Annotated in this window: 14 protein-coding genes; 10 read left to right on the forward strand and 4 right to left on the reverse strand. The window is 57.7% G+C overall.

The window, feature by feature from the left end; genetic code table 11:
- The first annotated feature begins 1 nt into the window (after position 1).
- From AC2FMY_RS01405 to AC2FMY_RS01415, 3 genes are read left to right on the forward strand one after another with little or no spacing between them, the layout of a single operon-like run.
- Positions 2-1,084 (forward strand): microcin C ABC transporter permease YejB, encoded by a 1,083-nt coding sequence (locus AC2FMY_RS01405; protein ID WP_480750160.1) that lies wholly within the window; start codon positions 2-4, stop codon positions 1,082-1,084.
- A complete protein-coding gene (locus AC2FMY_RS01410; protein ID WP_496746327.1) occupies positions 1,085-2,191 on the forward strand; it encodes an ABC transporter permease in 1,107 nt (368 codons plus the stop codon).
- Positions 2,188-3,765, forward strand: a complete 1,578-nt coding sequence (locus AC2FMY_RS01415; RefSeq protein WP_496746329.1) for an ABC transporter ATP-binding protein — start codon at positions 2,188-2,190, stop codon at positions 3,763-3,765. The genes AC2FMY_RS01410 and AC2FMY_RS01415 overlap by 4 nt, the downstream gene beginning before the upstream one ends.
- 36 nt (positions 3,766-3,801) lie before the next feature.
- Here AC2FMY_RS01415 and AC2FMY_RS01420 read toward each other — a convergent pair whose 3' ends face one another.
- Positions 3,802-5,730, reverse strand: a complete 1,929-nt coding sequence (locus AC2FMY_RS01420; protein WP_496746331.1) for an elongation factor G — start codon at positions 5,728-5,730, stop codon at positions 3,802-3,804.
- Between the two features lie 223 nt (positions 5,731-5,953).
- Positions 5,954-7,309: an oxygen-independent coproporphyrinogen III oxidase gene (hemN, locus tag AC2FMY_RS01425; RefSeq protein ID WP_496806881.1), complete on the reverse strand. Its 1,356-nt coding sequence runs from the start codon at positions 7,307-7,309 to the stop codon at positions 5,954-5,956.
- A gap of 61 nt (positions 7,310-7,370) precedes the next feature.
- On the opposite strand from hemN, the gene fnrL reads away from it, so the two are divergent.
- Positions 7,371-8,114 carry a transcriptional regulator FnrL gene (gene fnrL, locus AC2FMY_RS01430; RefSeq protein WP_480750165.1) on the forward strand — a complete coding sequence of 248 codons (744 nt, stop codon included), beginning with the start codon at positions 7,371-7,373 and terminating at the stop codon, positions 8,112-8,114.
- Here fnrL and AC2FMY_RS01435 read toward each other — a convergent pair.
- Positions 8,111-8,983, reverse strand: coding sequence for a LysR family transcriptional regulator (locus tag AC2FMY_RS01435; protein ID WP_496746334.1), 873 nt, complete (start codon positions 8,981-8,983; stop codon positions 8,111-8,113). The genes fnrL and AC2FMY_RS01435 overlap by 4 nt on opposite strands.
- A gap of 99 nt (positions 8,984-9,082) precedes the next feature.
- Here AC2FMY_RS01435 and glyA point away from each other — a divergent pair, with 99 nt between their 5' ends.
- Both glyA and AC2FMY_RS01445 read left to right on the forward strand, forming a co-directional pair.
- Positions 9,083-10,405 carry a serine hydroxymethyltransferase gene (gene glyA / locus AC2FMY_RS01440; RefSeq protein WP_480750167.1) on the forward strand — a complete coding sequence of 441 codons (1,323 nt, stop codon included), beginning with the start codon at positions 9,083-9,085 and terminating at the stop codon, positions 10,403-10,405.
- A gap of 51 nt (positions 10,406-10,456) precedes the next feature.
- A complete protein-coding gene (locus AC2FMY_RS01445) occupies positions 10,457-10,714 on the forward strand; it encodes a GlsB/YeaQ/YmgE family stress response membrane protein (protein WP_480750168.1) in 258 nt (85 codons plus the stop codon).
- Between the two features lie 40 nt (positions 10,715-10,754).
- Here AC2FMY_RS01445 and AC2FMY_RS01450 read toward each other — a convergent pair whose 3' ends face one another.
- The gene (locus AC2FMY_RS01450; protein ID WP_480750169.1) at positions 10,755-11,594 is read right to left on the reverse strand and encodes a universal stress protein; all 840 of its coding nucleotides are present in this window, start codon (positions 11,592-11,594) and stop codon (positions 10,755-10,757) included.
- Between the two features lie 196 nt (positions 11,595-11,790).
- Here AC2FMY_RS01450 and ccoN point away from each other — a divergent pair, with 196 nt between their 5' ends.
- The 4 genes from ccoN to ccoP are packed head-to-tail and all read left to right on the forward strand — an operon-like array spanning position 11,791 to position 15,201.
- Entirely contained in the window at positions 11,791-13,395 is a 1,605-nt protein-coding gene (ccoN, locus tag AC2FMY_RS01455; RefSeq protein ID WP_480750170.1) for a cytochrome-c oxidase, cbb3-type subunit I, read from the forward strand.
- A 14-nt stretch (positions 13,396-13,409) separates the two neighbouring features.
- On the forward strand, positions 13,410-14,138 hold the full coding sequence (ccoO, locus tag AC2FMY_RS01460; protein ID WP_496748633.1) for a cytochrome-c oxidase, cbb3-type subunit II: 729 nt from the start codon (positions 13,410-13,412) through the stop codon (positions 14,136-14,138).
- A gap of 11 nt (positions 14,139-14,149) precedes the next feature.
- Entirely contained in the window at positions 14,150-14,335 is a 186-nt protein-coding gene (locus tag AC2FMY_RS01465) for a cbb3-type cytochrome oxidase subunit 3 (protein WP_480750172.1), read from the forward strand.
- A complete protein-coding gene (ccoP, locus tag AC2FMY_RS01470) occupies positions 14,332-15,201 on the forward strand; it encodes a cytochrome-c oxidase, cbb3-type subunit III (protein WP_480750173.1) in 870 nt (289 codons plus the stop codon). The genes AC2FMY_RS01465 and ccoP overlap by 4 nt, the downstream gene beginning before the upstream one ends.
- The last annotated feature ends 94 nt before the right edge of the window (positions 15,202-15,295 follow it).

A 15,295-nucleotide genomic window follows, 5' to 3' on the forward strand; every position in this document is an offset into this window, starting at 1 on the left:
CATGGGAGCCTATATTCTACGACGCCTGCTGCTGGTGATCCCCACATTGCTGGGGATCATGATCATCAATTTCACGCTTGTGCAATTCGTGCCCGGCGGCCCGGTCGAACAGATCATTGCTCAGATGGAAGGCGGCGGTGACGTGTTCGAAGGCATTGCCGGAGGTGGCGGCGACATTGAGCGGCAGACCGCGGCCAACGAACGTTACATCGGCGCACGCGGCCTGCCACCCGAGTTCATCGAAGAACTTGAGCGTGAGTTTGGCTTCGACAAGCCGCCGCTCGAACGTTTTCTCACAATGATGGGAAACTATCTGACGTTGGATTTTGGCGAGAGCTATTTCCGATCCATCGGCGTTGTCGATCTTGTGCTTGAAAAAATGCCGGTGTCGATTTCGCTGGGCTTGTGGTCAACCTTGATCGCCTATCTTGTGTCGATCCCACTGGGTATTCGCAAGGCGGTGAAGGATGGCTCGGCCTTCGACACCTGGACCAGCGGAACCATCATCGTGGCCTATGCTATTCCGGGATTTCTGTTCGCCATTCTGCTCTTGGTGCTGTTCGCCGGCGGATCCTATTGGCAGATCTTCCCGCTGCGCGGGCTGACGTCGGACAATTGGGACAGCCTGAGTATTGGTGGTAAAATCCTCGATTACTTTTGGCATATCACCCTGCCGGTGGTGGCCTCGACCATCTCAGCCTTTGCCACTTTGACATTGCTGACCAAGAACTCATTTCTGGACGAGATCAAGAAACACTATGTCATGACTGCGCGCGCCAAGGGGCTGAGCGAAAGAAGCGTGCTTTATGGCCACGTGTTCCGCAATGCTATGTTGATTGTGATCGCGGGATTTCCGGCGGTGTTCATTGGTGTGTTCTTTGGCGGCTCGATCATCATCGAGACAATCTTTTCGCTCGATGGATTGGGTCGATTGGGGTTCGAGGCGGCTGTGGCGCGTGACTATCCCGTGATCTTTGGCACCCTGTTCATATTTGGCCTGCTGGGGTTGGTCGTCGGCATCATTAGCGACCTGATGTATGTGTTGGTCGACCCCCGCATCGACTTTGAAAGTCGCGAGGGGTAAATGGCGCTCTCACCGCTCAACCAACGCCGTTGGCGCAACTTCCGCCGCAATGGACGGGCATTCTGGTCGCTGATCATCTTTTCGATCGTGTTCGGACTTTCGCTATTTGCCGAGTTCATCGCCAATGACAAGCCGATCCTTGTGAAGTATCGCGGCGAGATTTTCACTCCAATCTTCAAGTTCTACCCGGAAACGGCCTTTGGCGGCGATTTCCGGACCGAAGCGATCTATCGCGATCCCGAGGTTCAATGCCTGATCGATAGTGGCGGACTGGAAGAATGCTTCGATGACCCCGAAGACATCATCGATCAGATCAAGGCAGGTACGTTCGAGGCTGAGGGGTTCGAAGAAGGTTGGGCCATCTGGCCGCTCATCCCCTATTCCTTCAACACCACCGTGGACCGCCCCGGTGCAGCGCCGCTGCCACCAAATCACCAGAATTGGCTGGGCACAGATGATACCAAGCGCGATGTGCTGGCGCGGGTGATCTACGGCTTTCGTCTATCCATCCTGTTCACCTTGATTGTTACCGGTGTTGCCAGTCTGGTCGGCATATTCGCCGGGGCCATTCAGGGCTTTTTCGGTGGTTGGATCGATCTGGTATTCCAAAGGGTGATCGAGATCTGGTCGGCCACACCATCGCTTTATGTCATCATAATCATGTTCGCGATCTTGGGGCGAAGTTTCTGGCTTCTGGTGGCGCTGATGATCCTGTTTTCATGGACTGGGCTTGTCGGCGTGGTTCGGGCCGAGTTCCTGAGAGCGCGCAACCTTGAATACGTACGAGCGGCCAAAGCGCTGGGCGTTGGCAACATGACCATCATGTTCCGGCATATGCTGCCCAATGCGATGGTTGCAACACTGACCTTCATGCCGTTCATTGTCACTGGCACTATCGGCGGCCTCGCCAGCCTCGATTTTCTGGGTTTTGGCCTGCCCTCATCCGCTCCGTCGTTGGGTGAACTGACCTTGCAGGCCAAGCAGAACCTGCAGGCACCTTGGCTGGCCTTCACCGCGTTCTTCACCTTTGCGTTCATGCTGTCGCTTCTGGTCTTCATTTTCGAAGGCGTGCGCGATGCCTTCGATCCGAGAAAGACGTTCTCATGAGCCTGCTTGATGTGAAGAACCTCAAGGTGTCATTCCGACAAGATGGACAGGTTACCGCTGCGGTCCAAGGCGTGTCATTTTCCGTCGACCGCGGCGAGACCGTGGCTTTGGTGGGGGAGTCAGGCTCGGGGAAATCAGTAACCGCGCTCAGCACTGTGTCCCTCTTGGGCGACAGCGCGATGGTCGAGGGGTCTGTCACCTATGACGGGCAAGAGATGATTGGCGCTTCCGAGCAGCGGCTGATGGATGTGCGTGGCAACGACATCAGCTTCATTTTTCAGGAGCCGATGACATCACTTAACCCGCTCCACACGATTCAAAAACAGATGGCGGAATCGCTTGCGCTGCATCAGGGACTGACCGGTGACGCAGCGCGGGCACGCATTTTGGAACTATTGAATAAGGTCGGCATCCGCGACCCCGAAGACCGGTTGGACAGCTATCCGCATCAATTATCAGGCGGACAACGCCAGCGGGTGATGATCGCTATGGCGCTGGCCAACAAACCGGACATCCTGATCGCGGATGAGCCGACGACCGCGCTGGACGTGACCATTCAGGCGCAGATTCTGGAGTTGTTGGCCGAACTGCAGAAATCCGAGAATATGGGGATGCTTTTTATCACTCATGACCTTGGTATTGTTCGCCGGATCGCTGATCGGGTTTGTGTGATGAAGGATGGTGAGATTGTCGAAAGTGGCGTGACGTCAGAAATCTTCGACAATCCGCAACACCCTTATACCCGGAGGCTGTTGGCGGCGGAGCCCTCGGGCTCACCCGAGCCGGTTGAACCCGGGGCGGAAGAGATCGCGCGGACTGAACATTTGAAAGTCTGGTTTCCCATTCAACGCGGGTTCCTCAAGCGGACGGTGGGGCACGTGAAAGCGGTGAACGACGCAACGATCACCGTACGTGCTGGTGAAACGCTGGGCATTGTCGGCGAAAGCGGATCGGGCAAGACCACGCTGGCGCTGGCCATCATGCGTTTGATTTCCTCTGAGGGAGGAATTGAGTTTCGAGGCAAAAACGTGCGCAAATGGTCCACGCGCGAGTTGCGGCGGCTGCGCAAGGATATGCAGATCGTATTTCAGGATCCGTTTGGCTCACTCAGCCCGCGCATGACCTGCATGCAGATCATCGCCGAGGGTTTGGCTATTCACAAGGTCGACCCGCACCGTGCCCCCCGCGAACTTGTGGCTGAGGTGATGCGCGAGGTCGGCCTCGACCCCGCGGCGATGGACCGGTATCCGCACGAATTCTCGGGCGGGCAGCGCCAGCGTATCGCCATCGCCCGGGCCATGGTGCTGCGGCCCAAACTATTGGTGCTGGACGAACCCACCAGTGCGCTGGACATGACGGTACAGGTGCAGATCGTCGAGCTGCTGCGAAATCTTCAACGCAAGTATGGGCTGGCCTATCTGTTCATCAGCCACGACCTGAAGGTCGTTCGCGCCATGTCTCACAAGGTTTTGGTGATGCGGCAGGGTGATGTGATCGAGATGGGGACGGCTCAGGACCTCTTCGAGAACGCGCAATCGGACTATACCCGCGAACTGATCGCGGCGGCAGGATAGATGCGCCGGACCGATGAACCGGCCCGGCGCACAAAATCAGGCATTCGCGACCTTTTCGCGGGAAACTTTGGGTGACTGGCCCCGAAGCTCCTCGTAGTGGTCGAAAGTCAGCTTTACCCACCCGGTGCCGCGTGTGGCGCTGGCCAGAGTGCGGTGCAATTCGTCCTCGTTGACCGCGGGAAGCATCGCATTGAAGATTTCCCACCCCGGTGCATCGGGATTGCCTTCAAACCCAAGGACCTGGCCTTGCAACGAACTGATCGTCGGCACCAGATCGCCGACGTAAAGCGACGGGAGGTGGATTTCGGCATGAAGAATCGGCTGTAGAACAACCGGTTTAGCCATTGGCAGGGCCTCACGCACCGCGTTCTTGCCGGCTGTGCGGAAGGCATAGTCCGAGCTGTCAACGGAATGGTGCTTGCCATCTTTCAGTGTGACTTTGAGGTCTACAACGGGAAAGCCCTCGGGCCCTTCTCCCAAAGCATCTTCGGCGCCCTGTGCCACCGACGGGATATAGTTTTTAGGAACGGCCCCACCCTTGACCACCTCTTCGAACTGAAATCCTGACCCGCGAGGCATCGGGGCGATGGAAATGACCACATCTGCAAACTGTCCGGCCCCACCGGATTGCTTGCGATGGCGATGGTGGTGATCCACCGGCTTCTGGATGGTTTCGCGATAGGCGGTTTCGACAGTCTCGGTTTCGATTTCGATCCCGAAATCGTCGGCCAGTTTGGCGGTGACTCTCCGCATGTGCTGCGGGCCTTGGGTTCCAAGGATGGAATGACCGGTGCCCTCGTCCTGGCTCAGGTTTAACCCGGGATCGATTTCGTTAAGTCGACCCAGCGCGTTCGACAATCTCACGTCGTCTCGTTCGTGCGCGGGCAGAACCAACTGGCGGTGAGCCACAGGATGCGAATTGGCCCAGCTCGGCAACGGCATCGCCGTTTCGCTGTCGTAAAGGTTGCCGGGATTGAGATGATCCGATTTGACGGCCAAACCGATATGCCCAGCCTCCAAGACCGGGATCTGTGTTTTCGCGTCGAGTGTTGTCAGGTTGCCCACGTTCTCACCGCCAAGCGTCTCGTGGGCCTTCACCCCGTCGCCGAGGCCACGCAGAACCGTGATCTTGCCGATATGCTTTTTGACGTCAGCAAACCCTGCGATTGCCCGCGCACCATCCGCAGCCTCGTCGCGCCCCGCCGCGATGTTGAACTCCGGCGCTTCATGACGCAACGCCTTCATTAGTCTTGTCAGCCCGTTGCCATGGTTCGCGGCACCCAGACAGGCCGGAATGATCTGGTGGTTCTGCAAAACCTGGGCCGCCAGCCCATAGATTTCTTCACTGGGTGGTTGCTTGTCCTCGATGAGTTGCTCCAGTAGGTGGTCGTCAAAATCGGACAGGGTTTCCAGCAATTCAGCCCTCGCTTCCTGCTCCCGGTCTTCGACCGATTGCGGCAGCTCGATCAGGGCCGAGGGTTGCCCTTCCTGGTATTTCCATGCGCGTTCGGAAATCAGGTCGACTGCGCCAACGATCTGGTCGCCGTCGCGGATTGGCACCTGACGCAAGGCAATGTGGTGAGTGCAATAGGTCTGAAGGGCCGAGATAATGTCTCGGATGCGGCCATTGGGGTTATCCATCCGGTTGATGAACAGGAAACAGGGGATGCCAGCCTCTTCAACCAATCTCAGGTACGGCGCGCACAGAACCGCGGTGTCAGGGTCGGGGGGAACGACCACCACGGCGGCATCGGATATTGCCATGGCCGGACCTGCATAGGCCATCGAATCTCCGCCACCGTCCACGTCGATCGCGCACCACGGCTCGCCCAAGTAAGAAAAACCGTGCAAATGCACGGTTCCGGATACATCGAATGTTGTTGGGCGGTCGTCGAGGCGGCTGATGGCCTCGACCAATGTAGATTTGCCCGATTGGGTAGGGCCGAGGACTGTAAAGACGCGCATGGGTGCTGTCCCTCTCTCTGGTTGCAATTTCTGCTGCACGAAAGGGAAATGCGAACGCCTGAGCGTCGGCACCGTCTGTCTGTCCTACTGCCTGCCTCGTGTGCGAGGCGCATTCGCCCTCGCACACCAAGTGTGGGAAATCCGGGTGTAGGGCGTCAAGCCCCCCTGCGATAATTGGTCAGGCAGTGCTCGGGGCGTGCCTTGCCGGTTCGTTGTCCTTTCGTCAGATGGCTGAACTGTGACCTGCCTTGCTCAGGTCATACGCGTCGAAGCTGCGGGCGATCATGCGGGTCAATGGACGTGCCTCAGTCGGGATGAACAACCCGTCGTCGGTGATCCGAAGCATGCCGGGAAACGCCCGGTCGGCATCGGCGTACATCTGTTTTAAGTCGTTTGTCGTCACATCGTGGTCGCGCAAAATCTCAGCCGAATCGATCCGGAAATCGCACATCAACGCCTCGATCAAACGGGCGCGCAGAATGTCCTGCCCCTTGAACAGATGCCCGCGCGTGGTCGAGAAATTGCCTTCACGGATGGCCTTGGTATGCACTGAAGTTGCCGGTGCGTTCTGTGCGTAACCTTGTGGGAAGCGCGAGATCGAACTCGCACCGACACCGATGAGAACCTCGGCTTGATCGTCGGTGTATCCCTGAAAGTTGCGCTTGAGCCGCCCCGCATTGAGCGCATGGGTCAGCCCGTCATCCTGCGTGGCAAAGTGGTCAATGCCGATTTCCGCGTACTGGTCCCAAAGGAACAAGCGTCGCGCGGTTTCGAACAGTTCCAGACGTTCCTCGGGTGTCGGCAACGCGTCCGAAGGAATCAGCTGCTGACGTTTGGCCATCCAGGGCACGTGCGCATATCCATAAAGTGCTACACGGTCGGGATTGAGCGACAAGAGCTTTTGCACGCTTTCAGTCATCCGTGCCTTGGTCTGATGTGGCAGGCCGAACAGGATATCGGCATTCAGACTGGCAATACCACGCTCGCGAATCATTTCTGCCGCCTTGCGGGTGGTGTCGTAACTTTGTATGCGCCCGATGGTTTTCTGAATGTCCTCATCGAAATCCTGAACCCCGATCGAGGCGCGATTCATACCCGCATCGGCCAGCGCATCCAGCCGATCGTCATCAATTTCGTTGGGGTCGATTTCTACCGAAAACTCGGCACCCGCGCCCAAGGGAACGATGCTCAGTATCCGCGCTGCCAAATCCCGCATCAGATCGGGGTTTAGCAGGGTCGGTGTGCCGCCGCCCCAATGCAGGCGCGACAGTCGGACGCCCTCGGGCAATCGCGCTGCCAAAAGGTCCAATTCCGCCTTTAAAACATCAACATAGGCAATGACCGGGTTATCGGTTTGCGTGCCTTGCGTCCGGCAGGCGCAGAACCAGCATAGTCTGCGGCAGAAGGGGACATGGACATAAAGCGAGATGGCACTTCCGGGCTTGATGCCCGAAATCCAGTCACCAAATAAGTCAGGTCCCACATCGTTGTTGAAGTGAGGTGCAGTCGGGTAGCTTGTATAGCGCGGAACTTTCGCGTCAAAAAGTCCGAGCCGAGCCAATTGTGATTTCGCTATCATGAGGATACCGTTATGGGATGTCTGGCTCGGCGGCATTGACCGAGATCAAGTGGATAAACGGATGACACTGCAGATTCAGCTCGACCATTCGAATTGCTCCGATTGTCCGATCCGACATCGGGCCGTTTGCGCTCATTGCGACCGGGACGAACTCGAGTTGCTGGACGAGATCAAGTATTATCGCAGTTTCGAAGCCGGGCAGACAATCATCTGGTCGGGCGATCAGATGGGGTTCGTCGGCTCGATGGTGTCGGGAATCGCTTCGTTGACACAGACGATGGAGGACGGGCGCACGCAGATGGTGGGCTTGATGCTGCCCAGCGATTTCGTCGGTCGTCCGGGTCGTGATACTGCTCCTTACGATGTGGTTGCCACGACCGATGTCGTGATGTGCTGTTTTCGTAAGAAACCCTTCGAAGAAATGATGGCGCATACACCCCATATCGCGCAGCGTCTGTTGCAGATGACATTAGACGAACTGGATGCGGCACGTGAATGGATGTTGGTTTTGGGCCGGAAAACCGCGCGCGAAAAGATTGCCAGCCTGCTGTCGATCATCGCCCGCCGCGATGCATCCGTGACCAAGACGGGCTTGTCCGGACCGATCGTGTTCGACCTGCCGCTGACGCGCGAGGCGATGGCAGATTACTTAGGCCTCACCCTGGAGACCGTCAGCCGGCAAATTTCGGCACTGAAAAAGGACGGTGTCATCGAACTGGAGGGAAAGCGGCACGTGACCGTTCCCGATATGGGGCGCCTGATGGAAGAAGCAGGTGACGATTCCGATGGCGGATTTCCGGTTTAGGCTGTCTGCCTCAACCATTTTGCAACCTTCCCCACGGAAGAGTCTGATTTGAACGGCCTTGCGCTCCAAAGCTTGAGGTCGTGTTCCAGTGTTACACGTGTGTCAAAAGGCGCCACCAGCTGACCGCGTTCGAGGTAAGGTGCCACCAGGATCTCGTGTCCCATCAGTACACCGGCACCATTCACGGTTTCTTCTACCGCCAGAGAATAAAGCGAAAAAACGGGGCCTCGAGGTGCGAACTGCCAATTCGACAATGCCGACTTCGTCCAGATATCCCAGTCGCCACTCCAGGTCGTGTCGGATATGCAGGGCACGTTTCTCAGATCTTGCACCGTTCTCAGACGTTCTACCAGGGTCGGAGCGCAGACGGGAAAAATAACGTCCCGGGCCAAGGTCTCTCCGGGCAAATCGCCAAAGAAAAGATACAAATCGTATGGCGCTCGTTTTAGATTTGGCGGCGCTTCCATTGCAGTCAGCGAAACCTCGATCTCCGGGTTTGCGGCGCGGAGCGCAGGCAGGCGCGGTGACAGCCACAGTTGCGCGACCGAAGGCAATGCCACGATGTGAACGATATGGGGCCGGGCTTGCGCGCGAAGCGTTTGAGTTGCGCGACCCACCTCGTCAAAGGCTTGCGTCAGGTTCGGCAAAACACTGTATGCCAGTGCCGTCGCAACAACGCCTTTCGCCGACCGTTCGAACAGGGGTGCGCCAAGCTCTTCTTCCAACGCCTTCACATGTGCAGAAACGGCCCCGGGCGTTACTCCCAGCTCTTCAGCGGCGGCGGCAAAACCGCCAAGGCGTGCTGCCGCCTCGAACGCGCGCAAAGCGTTCAACGGAAAGGTTCTGGGGCGAGGGGGAGCGACGGGCATTATTTAGCCTCAATTTTTCTAACCCTAATTTTTCATAAAACTGGTTTGCAGGCAAGTGGACGCAAAGGACATTCTGGGGACAACATACGGAGGTCAAAAATGCCAAATCTTGCCAGACGTTCCTGGGTTCCTTCCCATTGCGAAGCCCGCGTTCAGGACATCGCGGCCCAAACCGCAGAGGCCTCGACAGATCAGATTGCTGCTCGTCTCGATGCGCTCATCGCCCGCAACCGCGAGATTCACGACGTAGAGTGTTTCAATCTCAACCCCGCGACCAACGTCATGAATCCTCGCGCCGAAGCTGTTCTGGCTGAAGGATTAGGCAGCCGCCCGTCGCTGGGGTATCCGGGCGACAAATACGAGATGGGTCTGGAAGCCATTGAAGAGATCGAAGTGATCGCAGCTGAACTGGCAGCACAGGTTTTTGGTGCTCGTTACGCCGAAATCCGGGTCGGTTCCGGCGCGCTGTGCAATCTCTATGGCTTTATGGCGCTGGCCCGTCCGGGCGACACGATCATCGCGCCGCCCGCCAGTATCGGGGGACATGTCACTCATCATAAGGGTGGTTGCGCGGGACTTTATGGGCTGACAACGCTTGACGCCCCGGTCGATGCCGATGGCTATAGCCTTGATCTGGATGGATTACGGGCGCTGGCCCATAGGCACAAGCCGCGTCTGATCACGGTGGGTGGGTCGCTGAACCTCTATCCTCATCCGGTTGCCGCTGTTCGAGAGATCGCCGACGAGGTCGGGTCCAAGGTTCTGTTCGATGCCGCGCATCAATGCGGGGTCATCGCCGGTGGAATTTGGACCAATCCACTGGATCAGGGCGCACACATGATGACCATGAGCACCTACAAAAGCCTTGGCGGGCCTGCCGGAGGTCTTATCGTGACCAACGATGCGGAAATCGCCGAAAGGCTGGACGCCATCGCCTTTCCCGGCATGACCGCAAATTTCGACGCTGCGAAATCGGCGGCTCTGGCAATCACCATGCTCGACTGGATCGAATATGGCGCAGCTTACGGTCGGGCGATGGTGGATCTGGCACAGGCGTTGGCGCTTGAGATGGAGGCCGTAGGCCTACCGGTTTACAAAGGCAAAAACGGGGCAACGGCCTCTCATCAGTTCGCAATCGAAGCCGCAGCCTTTGGTGGCGGGCAGACAGCGTCGAAAACGCTGCGTAAAGCAGGTTTTCTCGCTTGCGGCATTGGCTTGCCTATCGCGCCGGTTTCAGGGGACATGAACGGTCTGAGAATTGGCACACCGGAACTCGTGCGCCGGGGCGTCGGGCCCGAACACGCAGTTGAACTGGCTGCTCTGGTTGCTCAGGGGTTGACCGGCAACGATCCCAGAAGCGTGGGTGAAAAAACCCGCAATCTTCGCCAGAAATTTCAGGGGGTGCACTATGTTCGGACGTGACCTGTAAACGCGTGCGTGGTCTATTGCAGCTGAATCAATAGGGAGTGAAACATGCAGTTTGGAAGCCTGTTGAGCATGCTGATTGTTGGCGCACTGGCCGGATGGTTGTCGGGCAAGATCATGCAGGGCCGGGGATTTGGCGTGATTGGCAACATCATCGTCGGGATCGTTGGCGCCTTCCTGGCCGGAACGATCTTTCCAGCGCTGGGATTCTCGGTCGGCGGTGGCATCATCGCATCGGTTTTCCACGCGACAATTGGCGCCGTGATCCTGTTGTTTGTGATTGGGTTGATCCGCAAAGCCGGTTGAAAAAGGCGCCTGTGTTAGGCGCCTTACAATGGTTTCCTGTTCAGTGCGCCATGAATACGGGCACCGTCGCCTGTTCCAGCATGTTTCGTGTGGCACCGCCAAGGATCGCTTCGCGGAATCTGGAATGGCCATAGGCACCCATGACCAACATATCCGCATCGGTGTCAGCCGCATGGCGGTTCAGGATGTCCGATACCCGCGTCATGGTCTTGCTCAGAACGTCGATCTCACACTTGACTCCGTGCCGCGAGAGCATCTGTGACAACAGCCCGCCGGGGTCCGAGCGGTCCGGTCCGTGGGTCGGGGGGTCGATTACTACGATCCGCACCAAGTCTGCGGCCGTCAGGAAAGGCAACGCGCTGCGGATGGCGCGCATTGCTTCGACGCTTTCATTCCAACCGATAAGGATTGTTCCGGGTCGCGCCACCGGTTCAACATTGTCCGGAACGACGAGAACAGGGGCGTGCCCCTCGAACATTGCCGCTTCGACAATCGGTTCAGCCTCGGCCCCGCGGTCTTCGCCATAGGGGCGGGACAAGATCACCAGATCGGAAAACCGCGCGCGATGGGCGACGTGGCGGCCAAGATCGGCAATTTGCGCAACTCCATTTTCCGCCGACCAACGCACTCCGGACTTACCCAGGTAATCCTCGGCAAAATCCAGAATCTCATCGGCTTCGCTATTCGCGCGGCTTAGCGTTTCCTGAAGGATCAACGCGTTCGCACCCGCATAATAATAACCGGTTTGACTGCGGTCGACGCCCAGACAGAGCGCCTCGACGTGGCTGTCCTGAGCCTGGGCCAGTGCCACCATCTGCGCAAGCGCCGGTTTGGCTGATGAGATATCCGTCATCACGGTGAGCAGGGATTTAAAGGACATTTCAACCTCTGAGCTGCCGGTGTGTCAAAACGTGCCACCGATTTTCATATTTCCTAGGTTATGCGTGTCATATAATTCAAGCTATTGTCTTGACACAGATCAAAGCAACTTGCGCTGCCATTCTACATTACGGCAGCCAGTCAAAGAAGTCTGCGCGGCAGCAAGAACCGCGTGGGGCATGGCAAAGGGACGCAAAATGTCAAACTATATCAAGCTTATCGCGCTTGGTCTGATTGCGGTATTCGCCGCGATCGCGGCCAATTACGCGCGAGATCTGGCTTATCAGGTGCATGCCATTCTCATAATGGTTGTCGCCGCCGGTCTTTTCATCTGGACACTGCGCCGTACTGACGAGGTTCTGCCCATCGATTATTCGGGCGAATACATGGACGGTGTCGTGCGTTATGGCGTAATCGCAACCGCATTCTGGGGCGTTGTCGGCTTTCTGGCCGGGACCTTCATCGCATTTCAACTAGCCTTCCCGGCGCTGAATTTCGAATGGGCGCAGGGATTTGCGAATTTCGGCCGTTTGCGCCCATTGCATACATCGGCGGTGATTTTCGCGTTTGGCGGCAACGCCCTGATTGCCACGTCTTTCTACGTCGTGCAGCGCACCAGTGCCGCGCGCCTTTGGGGCGGCAATCTGGCATGGTTCGTGTTCTGGGGCTATCAGCTGTTCATCGTACTGGCCGCAACCGGTTACTTGCTTGGAGGGACGCAATCCAAGGAATATGCCGAGCCTGAGTGGTATGTCGACTTGTGGCTGACTGTCGTCTGGGTTGCCTATCTTGCGGTATACTTGGGCACGATCATAAAGCGGAAAGAACCCCATATTTACGTGGCCAACTGGTTCTACCTGTCGTTCATCGTGACGGTTGCCATGCTGCACCTTGTCAACAACATGACCATCCCGGTCAGCATCTGGGGCTCGAAATCCGTGATTGTCTGGTCGGGTGTACAAGACGCCATGATTCAGTGGTGGTACGGCCACAATGCTGTGGGCTTCTTCCTGACCGCGGGCTTCCTTGGCATGATGTACTATTTCATTCCGAAACAGGCCGAACGCCCGGTGTTTTCGTACAAGTTGTCGATCATCCACTTCTGGGCGCTGATCTTTTTGTACATCTGGGCCGGTCCGCACCACCTGCACTACACAGCACTGCCTGACTGGGCGTCGACGCTGGGCATGGTGTTCTCGGTCATCCTGTGGATGCCGTCCTGGGGTGGCATGATCAACGGCCTGATGACGCTGTCCGGCGCTTGGGACAAGCTTCGCACTGACCCGGTAATCCGGATGATGGTAATCTCGGTCGGCTTCTACGGCATGTCCACTTTCGAAGGCCCGATGATGTCGATCCGTGCGGTTAACAGCCTCAGCCACTATACCGACTGGACCATCGGTCACGTGCACTCTGGCGCGCTGGGTTGGAACGGCATGATCACCTTTGGCGCGCTGTACTATCTGGTGCCAGTACTGTGGAAGCGTGAGCGTCTGTATTCGCTTCAAATGGTCAGCTGGCACTTCTGGCTCGCCACGATCGGCATCGTTCTCTATGCCGCTTCCATGTGGGTGACCGGTATCATGGAAGGCCTGATGTGGCGCGAAGTGGATGCCAACGGCTTCCTGGTGAACTCGTTCGCCGACACCGTTGCCGCCAAGTTCCCGATGTATGTGGTGCGTGCGCTGGGTGGGGTTATGTTCCTCGCTGGTGCCGTCATCATGTGCTACAACCTGTGGATGACCGTTCGTCGGGCGCCGGCCAAAGAGGCCAGCCTCGGCGTCGCGGTCCCGGCTGAATAAGGAGGGCCGGAGCAATGGCAATTCTCGACAAACACAAGATCCTCGAGACCAACGCGACCCTCCTGCTGATCTTCAGCTTTCTGGTCGTAACCATCGGTGGCCTCGTGCAGATCACCCCGCTGTTCTATCTGGAAAACACCATCGAGAAGGTGGAGGGCATGCGCCCTTACACCCCTCTCGAAATGGCCGGGCGCGAAGTCTACATCCGCGAAGGCTGCTATGTCTGCCACAGCCAGATGATCCGCCCTATGCGGGACGAGGTCGAACGTTATGGTCACTACTCGCTGGCGGCGGAATCGATGTACGATCACCCGTTCCAGTGGGGCTCAAAGCGCACCGGACCGGATCTGGCGCGCGTCGGTGGCCGCTACTCGGACGAATGGCACGTCGATCACCTGCGTGACCCACAGGCCGTGGTCCCGGAATCGGTGATGCCGAAATACGGCTTCCTCGAAAACAGGAAGATCGACGGCAAATACATCGGTGACATCATGGCCGCAAACGCGCTGGTCGGAACACCGTATTCGGACGAGATGATCGAAAACGCAGTCGCCGATTTCCGGGCGCAGGCAGATCCGGACAGCGATTATGACGGGCTGCTGGAACGCTATGGCGACAATGTCAACGTACGCAACTTCGACGGCCAACCGGGCGTGACCGAAGCCGATGCCTTGATCGCCTATCTGCAGATGCTGGGTACGTTGGTCGATTTCTCGACCTTTACCCCTGATGCAAGCCGCTAGGGAGGGGTGTGATGGAAGAATACACAATCCTTCGGCAATTCGCGGATAGCTGGATGTTGCTGGTCCTCTTCACCTTTTTTCTGGGCGTGGTCCTTTGGGTCTTTCGCCCCGGCGCAGGGAAGGAGCACCGCGACAGCGCCAACATCCCGTTCCGGCATCAAGATAAACCCGCCACATCCAAGGAGGCGCGGCAATGAGCAAGACACCTGAAAAACAACCGGGTGATCCGAAAACCACCGGGCACACTTGGGACGGAATCGAGGAATTCGACAACCCGATGCCCCGCTGGTGGCTGTGGACCTTCTACGCCACCATTATCTGGGGTGTGATGTATACCATCGCTTACCCAGCTTGGCCGCTGATCAACTCGGCCACCGCCGGTGCGCTGGGGTGGTCAACCCGCGCCGACGTTGCCGCTGAAATCTCCGCGGTGGAAGAGGCTAACGCCGCCATCAACGACAAGCTGGCATCCGTGGAATTGACCGCAATCCAAGGCGACGCCGAACTCAACGGATACGCAGTTTCGGCCGGTGGCGCCGTGTTCAAGACCTGGTGCGCCCAGTGCCATGGCTCGGGCGCGGCAGGGGCCAAGGGCTATCCGAACCTGTTGGATGACGACTGGCTGTGGGGTGGTGATATCGAAAGTATCCACTTCACCATCAGCCACGGTATCCGCAATTCGGATAGTGACGAGGCACGGTATTCGGAAATGCCGGCCTTTGGACGGGACGAACTGTTGGGCGAAGAGGAAATCGATCAAGTCGTGAACTACGTCATGTCTCTGTCGGGCGAACCACAGGACGCAGGCGCGGTCGAAGCCGGGTCGGTTGTTTTTGCCGACAACTGTGCAGCCTGCCACGCCGAGGATGGTACCGGCGATATCTACCAAGGCGCGCCGAATCTGACAGATGCGATCTGGCTTTATGGTGGCGACTACGACACGCTGATCGACACTGTCAGCAACAGCCGGTTTGGGGTCATGCCCGCCTGGAACACCCGCCTGACCGAATCCCAGATTCGCGCGGTATCGGCCTACGTCCACCAGTTGGGTGGCGGTGAATAAGACTTGAGGATACCTCTGGGCGGCTTGCCGCCCAGAGGGTGAGGTGCCGGCTGTTCCATCTGTTCGCGCGTTTCCTGAACAGCCGGCGCCAACT

This window comes from Ruegeria sp. YKSE079 (assembly GCF_059612845.1).